The 14,594-nt window shown below is 67.0% G+C and carries 15 protein-coding genes; 4 read left to right on the top strand and 11 right to left on the bottom strand.

Going from position 1 to position 14,594, the window contains the following annotated elements; genetic code table 11:
- Positions 1-53: 53 nt before the first annotated feature.
- Together ASE83_RS11785 and ASE83_RS11780 are read left to right on the top strand one after the other, a co-directional pair.
- Entirely contained in the window at positions 54-809 is a 756-nt protein-coding gene (locus ASE83_RS11785) for a competence/damage-inducible protein A (protein WP_055789981.1), read from the top strand.
- 60 nt (positions 810-869) lie between these two features.
- Positions 870-1,802 (top strand): Gfo/Idh/MocA family protein, encoded by a 933-nt coding sequence (locus ASE83_RS11780; protein ID WP_055789978.1) that lies wholly within the window; start codon positions 870-872, stop codon positions 1,800-1,802.
- Between the two features lie 107 nt (positions 1,803-1,909).
- Here ASE83_RS11780 and ASE83_RS11775 read toward each other — a convergent pair whose 3' ends face one another.
- The 7 genes from ASE83_RS11775 to ASE83_RS11745 form a co-directional block, all read right to left on the bottom strand.
- The gene (locus ASE83_RS11775; RefSeq protein WP_235513228.1) at positions 1,910-2,674 is read right to left on the bottom strand and encodes a lysophospholipid acyltransferase family protein; all 765 of its coding nucleotides are present in this window, start codon (positions 2,672-2,674) and stop codon (positions 1,910-1,912) included.
- Positions 2,675-2,679: 5 nt separating this feature from the next.
- Positions 2,680-3,102 (bottom strand): Fur family transcriptional regulator, encoded by a 423-nt coding sequence (locus tag ASE83_RS11770; RefSeq protein WP_055759600.1) that lies wholly within the window; start codon positions 3,100-3,102, stop codon positions 2,680-2,682.
- Positions 3,103-3,191: 89 nt separating this feature from the next.
- A complete protein-coding gene (locus ASE83_RS11765; protein WP_055789974.1) occupies positions 3,192-3,605 on the bottom strand; it encodes a MucR family transcriptional regulator in 414 nt (137 codons plus the stop codon).
- 93 nt (positions 3,606-3,698) lie between these two features.
- On the bottom strand, positions 3,699-4,181 hold the full coding sequence (rimI, locus tag ASE83_RS11760; protein ID WP_055789972.1) for a ribosomal protein S18-alanine N-acetyltransferase: 483 nt from the start codon (positions 4,179-4,181) through the stop codon (positions 3,699-3,701).
- Positions 4,178-4,795 carry a tRNA (adenosine(37)-N6)-threonylcarbamoyltransferase complex dimerization subunit type 1 TsaB gene (tsaB, locus tag ASE83_RS11755; protein ID WP_055789970.1) on the bottom strand — a complete coding sequence of 206 codons (618 nt, stop codon included), beginning with the start codon at positions 4,793-4,795 and terminating at the stop codon, positions 4,178-4,180. Before tsaB ends, rimI begins: the two co-directional genes overlap by 4 nt.
- Before the next feature lie 7 nt (positions 4,796-4,802).
- Positions 4,803-5,393 carry a malonic semialdehyde reductase gene (locus ASE83_RS11750; protein WP_055789967.1) on the bottom strand — a complete coding sequence of 197 codons (591 nt, stop codon included), beginning with the start codon at positions 5,391-5,393 and terminating at the stop codon, positions 4,803-4,805.
- Positions 5,393-5,968 (bottom strand): NifU family protein, encoded by a 576-nt coding sequence (locus tag ASE83_RS11745; protein WP_055790278.1) that lies wholly within the window; start codon positions 5,966-5,968, stop codon positions 5,393-5,395. The genes ASE83_RS11750 and ASE83_RS11745 overlap by 1 nt, the downstream gene beginning before the upstream one ends.
- 138 nt (positions 5,969-6,106) lie before the next feature.
- Between ASE83_RS11745 and ASE83_RS11740 the strand changes: the two genes are divergently transcribed.
- Positions 6,107-6,826: a Crp/Fnr family transcriptional regulator gene (locus ASE83_RS11740; protein WP_055789963.1), complete on the top strand. Its 720-nt coding sequence runs from the start codon at positions 6,107-6,109 to the stop codon at positions 6,824-6,826.
- 177 nt (positions 6,827-7,003) lie between these two features.
- Positions 7,004-9,922 carry a M16 family metallopeptidase gene (locus ASE83_RS11735; protein ID WP_235513227.1) on the top strand — a complete coding sequence of 973 codons (2,919 nt, stop codon included), beginning with the start codon at positions 7,004-7,006 and terminating at the stop codon, positions 9,920-9,922.
- 290 nt (positions 9,923-10,212) lie between these two features.
- On the opposite strand, the gene ASE83_RS11730 is transcribed toward ASE83_RS11735, so the two are convergent.
- The 4 genes from ASE83_RS11730 to ASE83_RS11715 all read right to left on the bottom strand — a co-directional run bounded on the left by ASE83_RS11730 (position 10,213) and on the right by ASE83_RS11715 (position 14,507).
- The gene (locus ASE83_RS11730; protein WP_055789960.1) at positions 10,213-11,433 is read right to left on the bottom strand and encodes an MFS transporter; all 1,221 of its coding nucleotides are present in this window, start codon (positions 11,431-11,433) and stop codon (positions 10,213-10,215) included.
- A gap of 315 nt (positions 11,434-11,748) precedes the next feature.
- Positions 11,749-12,186: a hypothetical protein gene (locus ASE83_RS11725; protein ID WP_055789957.1), complete on the bottom strand. Its 438-nt coding sequence runs from the start codon at positions 12,184-12,186 to the stop codon at positions 11,749-11,751.
- A gap of 213 nt (positions 12,187-12,399) precedes the next feature.
- Entirely contained in the window at positions 12,400-12,720 is a 321-nt protein-coding gene (locus ASE83_RS11720; RefSeq protein ID WP_055789954.1) for a low molecular weight protein tyrosine phosphatase family protein, read from the bottom strand.
- Positions 12,717-14,507: an AMP-dependent synthetase/ligase gene (locus ASE83_RS11715; protein ID WP_055789951.1), complete on the bottom strand. Its 1,791-nt coding sequence runs from the start codon at positions 14,505-14,507 to the stop codon at positions 12,717-12,719. Before ASE83_RS11715 ends, ASE83_RS11720 begins: the two co-directional genes overlap by 4 nt.
- Positions 14,508-14,594: the final 87 nt, after the last annotated feature.

Raw genomic sequence — 14,594 nt, 5'->3', positions numbered from 1 at the left:
ATAGGCAAGGATCGGGCGCTAGGCGAGGGCGCGTGCCCACGCTATGCGAAGGCATGACCGACCGCATCTGGACCGCCGCCCTGCTCGTCATCGGGGATGAAATCCTCTCCGGCCGGACGCAGGACAGGAATGTCGCGCAACTGGCGACGTGGCTGAACGTCCAGGGCATCCGCCTGTCGGAAGTGCGCGTCGTCGCCGACCGCGAGGAAGCGATCGTGGAGGCGGTGAACAGCTTGCGCGCGCGCAACGACTATCTGTTCACCACCGGCGGCATCGGGCCGACGCATGACGACATCACCGTTGATTCGATCGCGGCGGCGCTGGGCGTGCCGGTAATCGTCCATCCCCGCGCCCGCGCGATCCTCGAAGCCTATTACGAAACGCGCGGCGGGCTGACCGACGCCCGCCTGCGCATGGCGCGGGTGCCGGAAGGGGGCGAGCTGATCGAGAACCGCATGTCGGGCGCGCCGGGCATCCATATCGGCAACATCTTCGTCATGGCCGGCGTGCCCCATATCGCGGCGGCGATGCTCGACAGCCTGACCGGTACGCTGGAGGGTGGCCTGCCGGTCGTCTCCGGAACGATCGGCTGCTGGGTCGGCGAGAGCGAGGTCGCAGGCACACTGCGCGAGGTCGAGCGGGCGCATGACGGTGTGGCGATCGGTAGCTATCCATTTTTCCGCGAAGGCCGCACCGGCGCCAATTTCGTCGTGCGCGCGACCGATCCGGCGCTGGTCGACACCTGTCTTGCCGACCTGGCCGGGCGGCTGCGCGCCTCCGGGCATGATGTGGTTGCCGACGGAATCTGACGCGCCGCTTGCGGGGGCGTGGCCGGCTTGATAAGTCGGACAAATAACCGGCAGGAGAGAATGACGTTGGCTTCCCCGACCCGTATCGCGCTGGCCGGCATCGGCAAGATCGCGCGCGACCAGCATATCCCGCACATCGCCGCCAGCCCGGACTTCGAGCTTGTCGCCGCCGTCACCGGCCATACGCCGCCCGATGGCGTACCCGGCTTCAAGACGATCGACGACATGATGGCGGCGATGCCGGACGTGCAGGCGATTTCGATCTGCACGCCGCCGCGCGGGCGGCTGTCGCTGATCCGCCAAGCGCTCGACCACGGCCTCGACGTCATGATCGAAAAGCCGCCGGCCGCCACCCTGTCCGAAGCGCAGGCGTTCGCCCGCGCCGCCGAACGCGCACGGCGGGTCCTGTTCGCGACGTGGCATTCGCGCGAGGCGGCAGCAGTGGAGCCGGCGCGGCAATGGCTGACGCAGCGCAATATCCGCCGCGTCGCGGTCAACTGGAAAGAGAATGTCCGCGTCTGGCATCCGGGGCAGGCATGGATTTGGGAACCGGGCATCGGCGTGTTCGACCCCGGCATCAATGCGCTGTCGGTCATCACCCGCATCCTGCCGCGCCCGTTACTGCTCGACACGGCCGAGTTGCGTTTTCCGTCAAACCGCGATGCGCCGATCGCCGCCGATCTCGACTTCACCGATACGGCTGGCGTCCCGGTCCGCGTCGAATTCGATTTCGACCAGACCGGACCGCAGACTTGGGACATCGATGTCGAAACCGATGACGGCCATCTGAAGCTGTCGATGGGCGCGTCGCAGATGGCGGTGGATGGGGTGGCGGTCGATGTTGGCGACGAACCCGAATATGCCCGGCTCTATCGCCGCTTCGCCGAATGCCTGCGCGACCGGACCAGCGATGTGGACCTGTCGCCCTTCGTCCACGTCAACGACGCGTTTCTGCTTGGCCGGCGGGTAACGATGGGCGAATTCAGCGAATAACGCCCCGTCCGTTCGTGCTGCTGAGTAGGGGCTGAGCGAAGTCGAAGACCCGATCGAAGCACCTGTGGCAACGGTCCTTCGATACGCCGCTTCGACAGGCTCAGCGGCTACTCAGGACGAACGGTTCGAGTTGACGTGCGATGGGCAGTACTGGCCATCGCCGCCGCGATCGCATCCCGCGCACGGGTCGCGACGGCCTTGCGCCCCAGGCCCGCCGGGTCGAACGGTTCGAGGAAATGGATGGTCAACCCGATCCGGCCCGGCCGCGCCAATACCCGTGCGGCGTTGGTCGTGCCCGGTTCGTCGCCCAACCACGCTACTTCGCGCGCATCGCCATAGTCGCAATAGACCGGCTGCACCCGCAGTCCCGGCGGCGGCGGGTCGATCGCGCCCAGCAGCGCCGCCTTGAACGGCAGCAACTCACCCGGCGCCGCGGTGGTGCCTTCGGGAAACACCGTCACCGGATGATCGGCCAGCAGCGCCTGGCGCAGCGTATCGATCTGCCGCGCAACGCCCAGCCGGTCGCCGCGATCGACGAACAGCGTGTGGTTCAGCGTACACAGCCACCCGACCAGCGGCGCGTCGCGCAATTCGCCCTTGGCGACGAACGCGCTACCGCTCGCCCCGGCGATGGCGAGAATGTCGATCCAGCTCTGATGGTTGGCGAGATAGAGGACGTCGCGCGGGACGGGCGATCCGACGATCTTGGTCCGCACGCCGACGATGTGCGCGATCCGCCCCAGGAAGCGCGGTGGCCACGGCGAACGCCGCCCGATCAGCCGCCAACTGCCATGCAGGATCAGATAGACGATCAGCGCCGCCAGCATCCCACCCGCCCGTGCGATCAACCGCAACCGCGCGGGCAGCGTCACGGCCGTCAATCCTTGCGGTCGAGGCTGACGCCGTAGAGTTCCATGCGGTGGTCGACCAGGCGGAAGCCCAGCCGCTCCGCGATCTGCTTTTGCAGCAGTTCCAGCTCGGGATCGACGAATTCGATCACCCGGCCGCTCTCGACATCGATCAGGTGGTCGTGATGCGCCTCGGGCGAGGGTTCGTAGCGCGCGCGGCCGTCGCCGAAATCGTGGCGGTCGAGGATGCCGGCCTCTTCGAACAGCCGCACGGTGCGATACACGGTCGCGATCGAGATGCCCGGATCGATCGTCGACGCGCGCTCATACACCTTTTCGACATCGGGATGGTCGTCGGCTTCGGACAGCACGCGCGCGATGACGCGGCGTTGCTCGGTGATCCGCAGCCCCTTTTGGTGACACAGCGCTTCGAGGTCGATCTTGCGGGGCATGTATTCCTGTACGTCCAGCCGGAGAAGGTTGCCCGCGTTCTAGCGTGCCGGGCGCGTCAGCGAAAGCCGCTAAACGCGCCCGGCCCGGATCATGCCGTGCGGCGTTGCGTGCCAAGTCCGATCTGCTTGGCCAGCGTCCGGCGCTGTTCGGCATAGTTGGGCGCGACCATCGGATAATCGGCCGGCAGGTTCCACCGGGCGCGATATTGTTCGGGGGTCAGGTTGTAATGAGTCATCAGGTGCCGCTTGAGCATCTTCAGCTTCCGCCCATCCTCCAGACAGACGATATAATCGGGCTTGATCGATGCCCGAACCGGCACGGCGGGTTCCGCCCGTTGCACCGGTGGCTCCTCCACCGTTCCGAGGCTCGCCAGCGCGCCGTGCACGCTGCGGATCAGCACGGGGATTTCTGCCATGTCGATATTGTTGTTGCCGACATGTGCGGCGACGATGTCCGCCGTCAATGCGATCAGCGTCCCGTCGCGCTCCGCGTCCATTTCCATATCTTCCCTCGTTACGCAGCCGCTACAAAAAAAGGCCGGTATCGCTATCGGCCGGCTTGGCGGTCACCGCAACAATATAAACAACATCTTTGTCTATTCGAGTGGGATCGGCCGAATATAGGTGTGCGCGTCGAACCGCGCGCCGCCACGGCCGGCATAATAGTTGCGCCGCTCGCCGCATTTGGTGAAACCTTCGCCGACGTATAGCCGGGTGGCATCGTTGTCCTCCCGCATCTCCAGGCACAACCGCGCCGCGCCGCGCGTACCGGCCTCCTCTATCGCGCGTCGCAGTAGGGCGCGGCCGATACCATGGCCGCGCTGGTCGGGCAGCACCGCGATCAGCAGCAATTCGGCATCATCGGCGACTGCGCGGGTCAGCGCGAAACCGACAAGAGCATCACCCGCACGCGCCAGCGTCAGCCACACCCCGGGCAGCGACAGCATTCCCAGACACTGTGCCGGCGTCCAGGCTTCGCCGAAGCGCGGATCGAACGCCGCCTGCATCACCCGGTCGACCGCGCCGACATCGGCGGCGGTCCCTTCGGCCAGCGCGACGTCGACGCGGGTATCGGTCATGCCCGGACGCTCGGCACCGCATCGGGCGCGCGGCCATAGAGCGGGGCGGGGGGCAGGCTGGCCTGCGCCGGCGGCAACAGCACCGCATCGGCGGCATCGGGCAGGCGGTCGCAGGCGGGCAAGGTATCGTCGACGGTCCGCAGGCGGGCAAGCCCCTGTCCGACCACCCGCCGTCCCGCCAATACCGCTACCGCGTCCGCCGGCTTGCGCGACACCGCCGGGCCATCGGCGACCAGCGCGCCGTCGAACCCCTGCTGGAACACCTCGCCATGGCCGCCGTCCAGCACGGCGACGATGGTGTCGTCCGGCCGGTCGTTCAGCGCGGCGGCGGCGATCAGCGCCAGCGAAGAATAGCCGCCAACCGGCACGCCCCAGCCGATGCCGAGGCCCCGCGCCGCCGCCAGCCCGACGCGGACGCCGGTGAAGCTGCCCGGACCGCAATCGACCAGGATCGCGTCGGCGCGCCCCTGATCCGGCAACCCGGCGATCATCGGCACCAGCCGTTCGGCATGGCCGCGCCCGACGACGACATGATCGCGCGCGATCACCATGCCGTCCTCGATCAACGCGACCGAACAGGCGGCGGTGGCGGTTTCGATCACCAGCGTTCGCACGGCCGCGTCAGGCGATCCGGTTGAACTTGGCGAAATCGGGGCGGGGCGAGCGCGGGTGCAGGCTGGCGGGATCGCCATAGCCCAGCGTCGTGATGAAGTTGGCATGGACCGACGGCGTATCGGCAAAGAACGCCTTGTCCACGGCCCCTGCATCGAAGCCCGACATCGGCCCGGTATCGAGGCCCAGCGCGCGGGCGGCGAGGATCAGATACGCGCCCTGCAACGACGAATTGCGGAACGCCGATGCCTGCCGCAATTCGGCATTGCCGTCGAACCACGACTTCGCATCGGTGTGCGGGAACAGTTCGGGCAGATGCTCGTGAAACTCGGTGTCCATGCCGATGATCGCTGTCACCGGGGCGGCGCGGATCTTGTCGGGGTTGGTCCCGCTGGCGCAGTCGGCCAGCTTGTCCTTCGCCGCCTGCGACGTGCACCATACGATCCGCGCGGGTAGCTGGTTCGCGCTGGTCGGCCCCCATTTCAGCAGGTCCCAGATCGCGTGCAGCTTGGCGTCATCGACCGGCTGGTTGGTGTATGCGTTGAACGTGCGCGCGCTGCGGAACAGCGTGTCGAGCGCCTGATCGTCGAGCTTGGGCATCAGACTGCGCGAACCTCCGTGACTTCGGGAACATAATATTTGAGCAACTGCTCGATACCGTTCTTCAGCGTCGCGCTGGACGAGGGGCAGCCCGAACAGGCACCCTGCAACTGCAAATAGACCTTGCCCTGGTCGAACCCGCGATAGACGATGTCGCCGCCGTCATTCGCCACCGCCGGGCGCACGCGGGTCTCGATCAGTTCCTTGATCTGTTCGACGATGTCGGCATCCTCGGGATTGTCGACGAAGCTGCTGTCCTCCGCCGGGACCGAGAAGCCGGCGCTGCCCACGGCATGGAACAGCGGCATACGCCCGCCGAAATGGTCGAGCATCAGCGCCAGCACGTCGGGCTTCAGGTCGGCCCATTCGCTGCCCGGTGCCTTGGTCACCGACACGAAATCGCGGCCGAAGAACACGCCGACGACATCGCCCAGCGCGAACAGCTGCGTGGCGAGCGGCGAGGCTTCGGCCTCTTCCGGCGATGCGAAGTCGCGGGTGCCCGCGTCCATGACGACCTGCCCGGGCAGGAACTTCAGCGTGGCCGGATTGGGCGTGGATTCGGTTTCGATCAACATGTGGCCCATGTGGCGGCATGGGCACGGGGGATCAAGGGCGCGCGGAGAAACGCTGCGTTCCCGTTCGGGCAGGCCGCGTTGCCTCTGCAACGGTGGTACGCTACCAGCGTAACGATCTTGCAAGAGGGGCTGTTACCGGTGATCGAGACGCATCTGGCGAAATTGCGCGCACGCGACACGATTTCGTTGGAGGAGGAACAGGTCATCCGGGCGTCGCTGGGTGAGGTGCGCGACCTGCCCGCGCATGATACCTGCATCCGCGCGGGACAGCGGTTGACCGTCAGCACGCTGCTGCTCGAAGGATTGATGTGCCGGTACAAGGATTTGCCGGGCGGTGAACGGCAGATCACCGAACTGCATGTCGCGGGCGACTTTCTCGACCTGCACAGTTTTTCGCTCAAGCAGCTCGACCATAATGTGATGACCTTGACGCCGTGCCGGGTCGTGCTGGTCCCACATACGAAGCTGACCGAGATCACCGAGAAGCAGCCGCATCTGGCGCGGGTCTACTGGTTCCTGACCGCGCTCGACGCCGCGATCCACCGCGAATGGGAATTGTCGCTGGGCCGGCGTACCGCGATCCAGAAGATCGCCCATCTGGTCTGTGAACTGCGCGTCCGGCTGGGGCTGATCGGGGAGGCGGACGACAGCGGCTTCGCGCTGCCGCTGACGCAGACCGACCTGTCGGACTGCACCGGCCTGACCCCGGTCCATGTCAACCGCACCCTGCGTGACCTGCGCGAGCGCGGGCTGATGGATTTCCGTGGGCGCCGGGTGACGATCCACGATCTGGCCGGGCTGATGGCGCTGGCCGAGTTCGACAATTCCTATCTGTATCTGCGGCGCGAGGAGCGTTGAGACCAAAACGCAAGTTCCGCTTCGTCACCCCGGAACAAGTCCGGGGTGACGATAGGATCGCGAAGGTCGATCCGTCCCACCTGAGCCAACGCTGAACGACACACCTATCCGACCTTTATATTTGCGAACCGCTGTCGATACTGGTGAAGGCGTTGCAACGACGCTACACCCTCGCGCATGGCATCCCTGTTCCGACCGGCTATGGGCGCGTTCTCGACCCTGGCCCTGATCGCCGCGCCGCTTGCCGCGCAGACCCCGCCCGCATCGCCTGCGCCTGCCTCTCCGGCACCAGCTCGCCAGCTCCCGCCGTTGCAACCGGTGGCGCAAGGGCCGGACACGCCGTGGCTGTTCAAGGGCAGCGACATCCCGCCCGACCGGACCTGGACGTACGGGGTCCTGTCCAATGGCCTGAAATATGCCGTGCGCAAGAATGGCGTGCCGCCGGGGCAGGTGGCGATCCGGGTCGCGATCGGCACCGGATCGCTGATGGAAACCGACAGCGAGCGCGGCTTCGCGCATCTGATCGAACACCTGACCTTCCGCGGATCGGTCCATGTCCCCGATGGCGAATCGAAGCGGGTGTGGCAGCGTCTGGGCGTAACCTTCGGCTCCGACAGCAATGCGTCGACCAGCTTTACCCAGACCGTGTACAAGCTCGACCTGCCCTCGGCGACGCCGACCGGCCTTGATGAGAGCATGAAGATCCTGTCGGGGATGATGGCCGAACCGACGCTGACGCAGGCCGCGCTCGACGCCGAACGGCCGGTCGTCCTGTCCGAACAGCGCGAACAGCCAGGGCCGCAGGTCCGCTTCGGCGATGCGGTGCGCGCGCTGTTCTTCGCCGGACAGCCGCTGGCCGACCGCTCGCCGATCGGCAATGTCGATACGCTGCAGGCCGCCACCGCCGCCAGCGTCAAGGCGTTCCACGACCGCTGGTATCGCCCCGACCGCGCGATCATCGTGATCGCGGGCGACGCCGATCCCGCTATCCTCGAAGCGATGGTGAAGAAGCATTTCTCGGCCTGGGCCGGCAATGGCCCGTCGCCCGCCGAACCGAAATTCGGTGCGCCCAAGGCCAATGAGCCGGTCGCGGCGGTGGTTAGCGAACCGACCATGCCGACGCTGCTCCAGATGGCCGTGCTGCGGCCCTGGACGGTCGGCGACGACACGATCCTGTTCAATCAGGATCGGATGATCGACCAGATCGCGCTGCGCATCCTGAACCGCCGCCTCGAAAGCCGCGCACGGGCCGGGGGCAGCTATATCTCGGCGGGTGCGAACCTCGACGACGTGTCGCGCTCGGCCAACATCACCCAATTGTCGATCCTGCCGCTGGGCGACGACTGGGCGGCGGCGCTGCGCGATGTGCGCCAGTCGATCGCCGATGCGATGCGCACGCCGCCGACCCAGGCGGAGATCGACCGCGAGGTCGCCGAAATCCGCGCGGGGATGGAGAATGAGGTTCGCACCGCCCCGGTGACGGCCGGCGCGCTGCTCGCCGACAACCTGATTTCCGCGACCGACATCCGCGAAACCGTCGCCGGTCCCGAAACCTCCCTGCGTATCTTCGAAGGGGCGGTGACCAAGAAGTTCTTCACGCCCGCGCGCGTGCAGGCGGCGACGAAGAAGGTCTTCGCCGGCACCGCCACCCGCGCCATCGTCAACACCCGCACTCCCGATCCGACCGCACAGGCCAAGCTGACCGCCGCCCTGTCGGAAAAGATCGCCGGCAGCGCGAGCCGGCGTAGCGGGCAGGGGGCGATCGGCTTCGACCGGCTGGCGCCGCTTGGGAAACCGGGCACGATCACCGCACGCAGCATGGCGCTGAGCGATCCGCCGGTCGAGCGGGTCGATTTCGCCAATGGTTCGTCGCTGCTGCTGTTCCCCAATGAATCGGAGACGGGCAAGGTCTATGTCCGCGTCCGCTTCGGCCGTGGCTTGAACGCGCTCCCTGCCGACCGCCGCACCCCGGCCTTCGCCGCCGACCTCGCGCTGGTCGCATCGGGTATCCAGACGCCGAAGGGCGTGCTGGGGCAGGAGGAGCTGGACCGGCTGACCGGTGGGCGGCAGATCGGGCTGTCGTTCGGGATCGACGACGATGCCTTCAGCCTGTCGGGCATCACCACCGCCGCCGACCTGACCGACCAGCTCAAGCTGATCGCGGCCAAGCTGCAATCGCCGGCATGGGACCCCGCGCCGGTCGCCCGCGCCCGCGCGGTGATGCTCGCCAGCTATGATGCGCTGGGTGCCTCGCCCGATGGCGTGATGGCGCGCGATCTCGACGCGCTGCTCCACGACAACGATCCGCGCTGGGGCACGCCCGATCGCAAGGAGATCGAGGCGCTGACCCCGGCGGCGTTCAAGGTGCTGTGGGCGCCGCTGCTCGCCTCCGGTCCGATCGAGGTGCAGGTGTTCGGCGACGTGCAGCAGCAGCCGGCGATCGACGCCGTCGCGGCGACTATCGGCGCGATGGCCCCGCGGCCTGCCGCCGCCACCCCGCCGCCATCGGTCCGTTTTCCGGCGCACGTCGCCAGCCCGGTCACGCGGACCCATAGCGGCCAGCCCAACCAGGCGGCGGCGGCCATCGCGTGGCCGACCGGTGCGGGCAGCGCGGGCCTTGCCGAAAGCCGCAAGCTTGAGGTGCTGGCGGCGGTGTTCCGCGACAGGCTGCTCGACCGGCTGCGCAGCCAGGCCGGGGTCAGCTATTCGCCGAACGTCGATAATGGCTGGCCGGTCGGCCTGCCCGGCGGCGGGCGGATCATGGCGATCGGCATGGTGCCGCCGGACAAGACCGGCTTCTTCTTCGACCTCGCCCGCGAACTGGCGGCCGATCTGGTCAAGACGCCGGTGCCCGACGACGAACTCGACCGCGCCAAGCTGCCGGTAATCCAGATGATCGCGCGCATGTCGAGCGGCAACATGTTCTGGATGAACCAGACGCAGGGCGGCACGCGCGATCCCGCGCGGCTGGCGGCGATCCCCGGCATCATCAACGACATCCGGGGCACTACTCCGGCGGAACTGCAGGCACTGGCCGCGAAGTATCTGGTCCCCGCCAAGGACTGGTCGATGCAGGTACTGCCGGAGAAGAAGTAACTTGAAACCCTCCCCAGTATGGGGAGGGGGACCATCCGCAGGATGGTGGAGGGGGGTGTCCGCACACGAACCGGTGGCGGGCGCCCTCACTGTCTAAAGAGAAGAAATGGGTTCACGCGGAGGCGCGGAGACGCGGAGGGGTTGCGTTCGGGCCAGCGTTCCCCGCGTCAGCGGCCTCACTACCCGGCTATCCCGTCGCGCGAGGTCTCCCGTTCACGAGCGCTTCGGCCGGAGGGGAACCTCCTCCGCGTCTCCGCGCCTCCGCGCGAACCCCTACCTTCTTCTACGTCCTACGCCTCGACAGCCTGCCGAACCGGCGCCCCAGCCAGCACGGCGATCCCCCAGATCGCCAACCCGCCCAGCGCCAGCCCGGCCCCGACGACCCCGGTCGACGTCCAGCCATAGCCCGCCGCGATCGCCAGCCCGCCGGCCCAAGGCCCGATCGCATTGGCGGTATTGAACGCCGAATGGTTGAGCGACGCCGCCAGGCTCTGGCCATGGTGCGCAATGTCCATCAACCGTGTCTGGAGCACGGTCCCCAGCGCCCCGCCGATCCCGATCAGGAACACGATGACCAGCATCGACCAAAGCTGCCCCGCCGCCAGCGGATAAAGCGCTAGCGTGGCAGCGCTCCACAACAGCAGGCCCCCTGCAGTCGGCATCAGCGCGCGGTCGGCAAAGCGCGGCACCACCAGATTTCCGACCGTCATGCCGGTCCCGAACACCGCCAGCACCACCGGCACCATCGCGGGCGCCGCGCCGGTCACCTCGATCAGCGTGGAGGCGAGATAGGTATAGACCGCGAACATGCCGCCGAAACCGATCGCCCCGATGCCTAGCGTCAGCCAGAGCTGGCCCGACTTCAGCACGTTCAGTTCGGCCAGCGGGCTGGCGGTGCGATCCGGCCGGTCGCGCGGCGCGACCCACGCGACCATCGCCATCGTCGCCGCCGCCAGCACCGCGACCACGCCGAAGCCCCAGCGCCAGCCCAGCGCCTGCCCCAGCGCATTGGCCAGCGGCACGCCGACGATGGTCGCGACCGTCAGCCCCAGCATGACCCGCCCGATCGCCTGCGTCCGCTTTTCCGGCGGGACCAGCGACGCGGCGACCAGCGCCGCGATCCCGAAATAGGCACCATGCGGCAACCCGCTGAAGAACCGGGCAACCAGCATCGCTTCATAGGTCGGGGCCAGCGCGCTGGCCGCATTGGCGATGCCGAAACACGCCATCAGCGCGATCAGCACCGTCCGCCGCGCCATCCGCGCCGTCATCACCGCCAGCAGCGGCGCACCGACCACCACGCCCAGCGCATAGGCGCTGATGACATGCCCCGCCGTCGGTTCGTCGATGCCGAGGCCGGGGGCGAAGAACGGCACGAGGCTCATCGTCGCGAACTCGGTCGTCCCGATCGCGAACCCACCCAGCGCGAGCGCCAAGTGGACAAGGGCAGGGCTACGGGTCGGGGTCACAGGCACACTCCTTGCTGCGATGCAGCATTCGAAGCGGGCCATATGGGAACCGGTGGGGTCAGTTCAACGATGAATAGCTATGCATAGCGATCGTCACACCGGTACAGCGATCACGCTCGGACTGGTTGAATGTCGATCGGCCCTATACTGCTGCCGTTGATGCTTTCGTAAATGCCATGGGGTTTGGCGTTGAGGCGGTCCGATAGACCTGCGGGCATCCCGGTCGGCAAACGCCGCCGCGTCACCCGATGAAACAAGGTGGATCGTCGCGGGCTTGCTACGGCCTTCGGTCCCGCGCGTTTGGCGTTCCGGACGAGCGTGCGGCCAACCCGTCGACCATATCGATCTGGAACCTGTTCAGGCCATTGCGACGCTGGTTGGCGACGACGCCACGCCGCTGCCGCCACCCTGCATGATCTTCATCCGTCGTGCGACTTCCATCGCGACCTTCTGTTCGACTTCGGCTTGTTCCTTGGGCGGCAACGTCTCGATTGCTTCCTCGGTCAGGTCCATGCTCTTCAGCACATCGCGGCGCACCCGCTCCGCCGGGGTCATCGACAGTTCCTTTTTGAAGGCGGCCAGTGCCTCCTTCAGGGTCGCGGATTCGGTTGCTTCCTCCGCCGCGGAAGCGTGATTGCCCGCCGATGAGGAACGGGTCGTAACGGAAGGCGGGGAAGCGGTAGCGTCGGTCGCCGTCAGCGAACCGAACACCTCGGCAAAGTGCGTTGCCGCCGGCCGCGTGCCGGACGAGGGCGTGCCAACGGTCGTCTGGTCATTTCCGATCGAGCGAATCATCACGCTGCCCCAGCCATTGCCTGCCGCCGATGCTAGCGTGTCATGGTTAACGAATGCTTCGGTCGCTGATCCTGCTTTCCTACACGATCACCATCATGCGATACCGCCGACCTGTTCTTTCAGCCGTCAAGCCGACTGTCCGCCGACGAACCGGATCGCCTCCGCCGCGAATGCCGCGCGAGTGTGACTTTCGTGAACTTTGGCCGTCCCGTTTTACAGAAACCGGGCCATCCGCTTTGTCAGCAAAGCCATCAGCGCCGGGTCCATGCAGGCATAATCGTCCGGTATATCAAGGCACACGATCCGCTTGCCGTTCAGGTGCCGGCGAAAGCGGCGCTGGACCCGCGTGCGATGCACCCGTTCCATGACGAAGATGGTGTCGGCCCAGTCGATCAATTCGCCGGTCAGCGGATTGTCGGCATCGGGGCTGGTGCCCGCCGACGCGGTTTCGACATCGGGCAGGTCGCCGAACATCGTTTCGGCGGTGGGGCTGCGCAGCCGGTTGCGACTGCACACGAACAGCCAGTTTTTCACCCCCGGTACAGCGCGTCCAGCCGCTCACCATACACGTCCTTCAACACATGCCGCCGGATCTTCAGGCTGGGGGTGAGTTGCTGGTTCTCGATGGTGAAGGGTTCGTCGGCGATGATGAAGCGGCGGATGCGTTCGGTGACCGACAGGTCCTTGTTCACCCGCTCCACCGCCGCGCCCAGCGCGCTGCGATAATCGCTGTCCTCGCGCAGCCGGGCAAAGTCGCAGCGCGCGCCGCCCTTCGCGCAGAATTGCTGGGTCCATTCGGCATCGGGCACGATCACCGCGACCATGTACGGCCGCCGGTCGCCCGCGATCATCGCCTGCGCGATTTCGTTCTGGAGGGTCAGCATCCCCTCCACCTTCTGCGGCGCGACGTTGTCGCCCTTGTCGTTGACGATGATGTCCTTCTTGCGATCGGTGATGCGGATGCGGCCCTTCGCGTCGATCTCGCCGATGTCGCCGGTGTGCAGCCACCCGTCTTTGAGGACCCGCGCCGTCTCCGCCTCGTTGCGCCAATAGCCGTGCATGACCAGTTCGCCGCGCACCAGGATTTCGCCGTCCTCGGCGATGCGGACCTCGGTATCGACCAGCGGCGGGCCGACCGTGTCCATTTTGATCCCCGCCGCCGGGCGATTGCACGAGATGACCGGCGCGGCCTCGGTCTGGCCATAGCCCTGGAGGAAGGTGAGGCCGAGCGACTGGAAGAAGCCGCCGATCTCCGGGTTGAGCGGCGCGCCGCCCGACACCATCGCCTTCAACCGTCCGCCGAAGCGCTTGCCGATCTTGGGCTTGAGCAGCGTATCGACCAGCAATTTGCTCGGCCGGTCGAGCAGGGTGGGGCCGCCCTCCTTGCTGCCGATCGCGACCGCGCGGTCGAGCAGCCATGAGGAGACGCGGCCCTGTTTCTGCACCGCCTTGGTGATGCGGGTGCGCAGCACTTCGAACAGGCGAGGGACGACGACCATGATCGTCGGCCGGACCTCCTCGATATTGCTCGCCAGCTTGTCGAGGCCCTCGCTGTAATAGATCTGCCCGCCCAGCCCGATCGGGAAATGCTGCCCCCCGGTATGTTCATAAGCGTGGCTCAAGGGCAGGAACGACAGGAACACCTCGTCCTCCCAGCCGAAATCCTCCGAGATGACGGTGCAGCAGCCGTTGACGTTGTGCAGGATCGCGCCGTGATGCTGCATGACGCCGCGCGGGGAGCCGCCGGTGCCGGAGGTGTAGATGATGCAGGCCAGGTCCTCGCGCCGGAAATCGGCCTGCGCCGCGACGGTCGCCGGGTCGGCCGGATGCCGCGCGATCAGCTCGCGCCAGTCGTGGAACTCCAGGCTGCCCTGCTGCGCGGTGCGCATGCGTTCGATCGTGATGATCTTTTCCGACGACTGGGTGGCGCGCAGCGCGGCGGGCAGGACGGTACGCGCGAGCTTTTCGGTCGACACGATGATCGCGCAGGCGCCCGAATTCTCGATGATATGGCCATGGTCGCGCACGGTGTTGGTGACATAGGTCGGCACCGTCACGCAGCCCGCCGCCATGATCGCCAGGTCGGAGATGCACCATTCCGGCCGGTTTTCGCTCACCAGCATCACCCGGTCGCCGCGTTTCAACCCGATTGCGGTCAGCGCGGTGGCGAGGCTCGCCACCTGTCGCGCCGCCTCCGCCCAGCTGATCGATTGCCATGTCCCGCCCTGCTTGCTCCACAGGAACGGCGCATCGCCGCGTTCGGCCGCGCGCGCGAAGAACATGGTGACCAGATTGGGGAATCGTTCCAGTTGCCGGGCCATTGCGTATCCTTCTCCTGCGGCAGGGGTGTAGGCAGGCATATCGGGTACGGCAACGTTCGAACGCGGGTGACGGGACCGAAGCGGTTG

It is taken from the genome of Sphingomonas sp. Leaf32, assembly GCF_001421765.1.
GTDB lineage: Bacteria > Pseudomonadota > Alphaproteobacteria > Sphingomonadales > Sphingomonadaceae > Sphingomonas.
The sequence above is the reverse complement of the archived record's forward strand: the minus strand, read 5'-3'. Positions and strand labels throughout refer to the sequence as shown.